This is a genomic window from Reinekea sp., assembly GCF_982785585.1.
Genome location: NZ_CEYAVF010000005.1, coordinates 141,657 through 145,823 on the forward strand (window position 1 = coordinate 141,657; position 4,167 = coordinate 145,823).

The 4,167-nt window shown below is 54.7% G+C and carries 5 protein-coding genes and 1 pseudogene; 1 reads left to right on the top strand and 5 read right to left on the bottom strand.

The features are described 5' to 3' along the window. Positions 1–542, top strand: a pseudogene (locus AC4FIC_RS04005) (hypothetical protein); the annotation flags it as partial. 66 nt (positions 543–608) lie between these two features. Here AC4FIC_RS04005 and murB read toward each other — a convergent pair. The 5 genes from murB to AC4FIC_RS04030 all read right to left on the bottom strand — a co-directional run. Further along, positions 609–1,619: a UDP-N-acetylmuramate dehydrogenase gene (gene murB, locus AC4FIC_RS04010; protein ID WP_158524331.1), complete on the bottom strand. Its 1,011-nt coding sequence runs from the start codon at positions 1,617–1,619 to the stop codon at positions 609–611. A 39-nt stretch (positions 1,620–1,658) separates the two neighbouring features. After that, positions 1,659–2,408: a 3-deoxy-manno-octulosonate cytidylyltransferase gene (kdsB, locus tag AC4FIC_RS04015; RefSeq protein ID WP_476196196.1), complete on the bottom strand. Its 750-nt coding sequence runs from the start codon at positions 2,406–2,408 to the stop codon at positions 1,659–1,661. Continuing rightward, entirely contained in the window at positions 2,374–3,354 is a 981-nt protein-coding gene (gene lpxK / locus AC4FIC_RS04020) for a tetraacyldisaccharide 4'-kinase (protein WP_476194751.1), read from the bottom strand. The genes kdsB and lpxK overlap by 35 nt, the downstream gene beginning before the upstream one ends. 46 nt (positions 3,355–3,400) lie before the next feature. Continuing rightward, positions 3,401–3,817: an ExbD/TolR family protein gene (locus AC4FIC_RS04025; RefSeq protein ID WP_100257111.1), complete on the bottom strand. Its 417-nt coding sequence runs from the start codon at positions 3,815–3,817 to the stop codon at positions 3,401–3,403. Then, positions 3,814–4,167 (bottom strand): MotA/TolQ/ExbB proton channel family protein (locus tag AC4FIC_RS04030; RefSeq protein WP_476194137.1); only part of this gene is annotated, 354 nt, incomplete at its 5' end. The genes AC4FIC_RS04025 and AC4FIC_RS04030, both read right to left, overlap by 4 nt.

Here is a 4,167-nt window from a genome sequence, read left to right on the forward strand (position 1 = left end):
CTGCCGTTGAGCCCGAAGCAGAGGTTGAAGTAACTGCTGCCGTTGAGCCTGAAGTGGAAGCTGAAGCTGAAGTGGCCCCTGCTGCTGAACCTGAGGTTACTGTTGAAGTGGCTGCTGCTGAGCCCGAGGTTGTTGTCGAAGAGGCGGCCGTTGCTGAGCCCGAGGCCGCTGTTGCAGTGTCGACCTCTGCTGAGCTTGAAGCCGTTGCGGCAGAAATTGAGGTGGTCGCAGAGGTTGCTAGCACTCCTGAGGCCATTATCGAAGCCCCAGTTGCGGCGATACCTGCCAGCCCATCGGAAACGGTCGAGCAGGAGACGCCTGCTGCGTCTATCCTGACCGAGTCGCCAACGCCCGAAGTTGCGCATGAGACCATAGCGGCCGAGCCGGTTGCGCAAGCCACTGTTAGTGACGTTGCGCCGGTAACTGCCGATACTGAAGCTGAGACATCGGAAGATGCCGCTGTGCCGGGTGCACGAGCCGCCAATGATCCGCGCGAAGTTCGTCGTCGCAAAGTTGCTGCCGAAAAGACCGATCAAGACTAGGTTGTTCTGTACTAATAGAAAAGGGGCTCAATGAGCCCCTTTTTTTTATCCTTTTTTAAAGCGCTCTTATGACCAAAATCGCGGCTCAACCTCCAGCGCCAAACCGAATAAACCCTCAACCTGCTGCTGCACCCAGCCTGACCAGGCCAAGACGTCGGTCGATGAGGCGCGCCGCGGGTTGATCAGCACCAACGCCTGTTCGCTGTAACACCCTACCCCAGCGGCACTGGATTGGCCGCGTAACGCCGCCCTATCGATCAGCCACCCCGCCGCAATCTTGTAGTCAGCACCGGACTGAAAAGACACCAAGTCGGGGAACTGCTGCTGCAGTCGTTGAAAAACATCAGCACCGACCAGAGGATTCTTGAAAAAGCTGCCGGCATTCGGAATAAGCCTAGGATCGGGCAATTTCGCTTGCCGAATGGCCACTACCCGATCGAATACATCTGCGGCGCACAGGTCTGGTTGTGCCTTGAGGCTTTGCAAGGGTCCATATTCGAGCGTGGGGACAAAATCTTGCTCGACAGTGAGGCGAATCGAGCAGATCAAATAACGATTTTCATCGCTTTTAAAGATGCTGTTGCGATATTCAAAGAGACACTCGGCATTACTGAAGATTCTAAATTCGCTGTTGAATAGATCATAGGCGCGCACGCTTACGAGACGATCGGCAAGCTCTACACCGTAGGCACCAATATTTTGCACTGGTGCTGCGCCCACCGTACCGGGTATCAGCGCCAGATTTTCCAAGCCCGACCAACCCTGAGCAATGGTCCAGGCGACCAGGTCGTGCCAGTTCTCGCCGCCGGCTATATCGATCTCCACCCGATCGATCGTTTGCCCGACAATCTCGCGGCCGAGCAGTGCATTGTGAACCACGCAGGCATCGATACGGTCGGACAGCACCAGGTTACTGCCGCCACCGAGCACCCGCATTGGCAGCTGGTGAGCGTTGCAATAGGTGATAATGGCGGGCAGATCCTGTTCCTGCGTTAATTCGACAAAATGACTGGCAAGCGATGGAATGGCCAGGCTGTTTAAGGCCTGCAAGCTGATGTTCTGTTTAATATCAACCATGATGACGGGCATCCTGTACTCGTTGAGGTGTGGAGTCGATCATGACTTAGTGTTCAAAAAGGCCAGTTTGACCTGTTCCAAATCCTCGGCCGTATCCACACCGATCGGGATCGGCAGCAAGGACTTTTGAGCGACTATGCGATGGCCATGTTCCATAAATCTCAACTGCTCGAGCTTTTCCAAGCGTTCCAGCTGACCTTCGCCATAGGTAACAAATAGGTCCAGCGCCGATTTTCGATAGGCGTACAGGCCGACATGGCGTTTTAAGAAATGCTCCGGCCCAGCCAGGCCGTCTCGATCGAAGGGGATAGCCGATCGGCTAAAGTAGAGCACCGCATCGTTTTCAGCTTGAACCAGCTTGACCATATTGGGGTTGTCACGCCCCAATTCGACGGCAATCAGTTCGTAGAGAGTCGCAACTGAGGCCTCAGGGTATCGCACTAACAGTTGCGCCACCTGGTTGAGATTATCGGCGGGCATTAGCGGTTCATCGCCTTGCAAGTTGATAATCAGGTCGTCGGCGGCCAAACCCAGGATTTGAGCGGCCTCTTGCAATCGGTCGGTTCCGCTAACGTGATCGGCTCGCGTCATAATCGCCTCAAAGCCATGTTCACGGACAATCGCCTGAATGCGCGCATCATCGGTGGCGACCACGATCTGATCGACCGGCGCGGCGCTGGCCGTCTCGCACACCCGAACGATCATCGGCTTGCCCGCAATGTCCAACATGGGCTTGCCCGGCAGGCGAGTAGAACTAAAGCGTGCCGGTATGATGATGACTTTTTGCATGGATTTGCTCCCTGAGGCTGGCTAACACTCGGCGCTCGAATTCGGTATCGAAATCGAAAGCGATAGTGAGTACATAAATGTGGGGGTAACGCGTTAGATCCAATTTAATGGCATCTTTCTCAGTAATGATAATCGGCCATTGATTATTGGCCAGTGCTTCCGGGCTAATCAGCTGGTGATCGGCAAAGGACAGGGTCTCAATCACCTCATAGCCGAGGTCGACCACCGAGCGTTGAAACGAGTTAAAATTACCAATGCCAGAGCAGATCTTAACCGGCCCTTGCACCAAGGCTTTGCCTAGGCTGTTGAGCGGAATGGCCGCCGTTAATCGGGCCAGTTCATAGGGCATGGGCAGCGCCAATGGGTGCTGCTTGACGACAATAAAATCGACACTCTTGAGCCGTCCGGCCGTCTCACGCAGAGGTCCGGCAGGCAAGAGGCAGCCATTGCCCAAGCCGCGCAAGCCATCGAGCATGAGGATCTCTAGATCCCGGTGCATGGCATAATGTTGTAGGCCATCATCACTGATGATCAAATCGACCGAGTGATGGGCCAAGACAAAGTTAACCGCCCGATGCCGTTGCGGATCCACAACCACAGGAATATTCAGCCGTTGCGCCAGCATCTTGGGCTCATCACCACAGTGTTTTGCGCTAATCTGCTCGGTTATCTGAAATGGAAACGCCCTATCCGGTTTGGCGCCATAGCCGCGACTGACCACCGCGATGCGAATGCCATGACGCTGACAAAGTTCTGCCAACCAGATAATCATCGGCGTCTTGCCGGTGCCGCCAACGGTTAGGTTGCCCACGACCAAAACCGGCCGCGTATAGGGCCGAGTTGAGCGGCGCAGGCGCTTACCTTGGCTAATCAGTAAAACCAGAGCGGTCAAGGGCAAGAGCAACAAGGCCTGCCAGCTTAAGGTGGGGTTAAACCAGAACTTCATTGTTATCTGACCTCATTGCGCCATTGAATGGACCGGGCCGGTCAGGCTAGTTGGCTTCGGCCTGGGTCGTAATGCTGACCTTGCTAAATCCCAATTGCGCCACAGCATCGAGCGCCACAATAAAGGATTGGTGCGGTGCCTGGGCATCGGCCGTGATGACAATGGGTTTGGTCTTCGAGGTGTCGGATAGCTCGGCCAAGGCACGCTTTAGGGAGCCGATGTCCTGTTTTAAGAGCACCCTATCGTTCAACGCATAGGTACCACTTCGATCGATTAGGATTTCGATCGGTAGTTCGTCTTCGGCCGCGACTTGGCTTTGACTCTCCGGCAGATCTATCTGCAGTTGAGTCTCCCGGCTGAAGGTGGTCGTCACCATAAAAAATATCAATAGCAAAAACACCACATCGATCAGTGGTGTGACATTTACCGATACCTCTTCTTGACGACCGCGACGGAATCTCATTTTTTGTTACTGGACCCGTCGTTATAGATGGCCTCGACCAGTTTGGCACTGTCCTGTTCCATCAGCACCAGCAGTTCATCGATCTTACGCGCGAGAGCACGATGAAAGATCACTGCGGGAATGGCCACGGATAGGCCCGCTGCCGTGGTAATGAGGGCTTTGGAGATGCCGCCGGCCAATACCGCGGTATTGCCGGTGCCTTGCAACATGATGTCAGAAAACACATCCACCATACCGAGCACGGTACCAAGTAGGCCCAACAACGGCGATATCGCCGCTATCGTGCCCAAGGTATTGAGGAATTTCTCCATTTCATGGGCGACATGGTCACCGGCCTCTTGAATGGCATC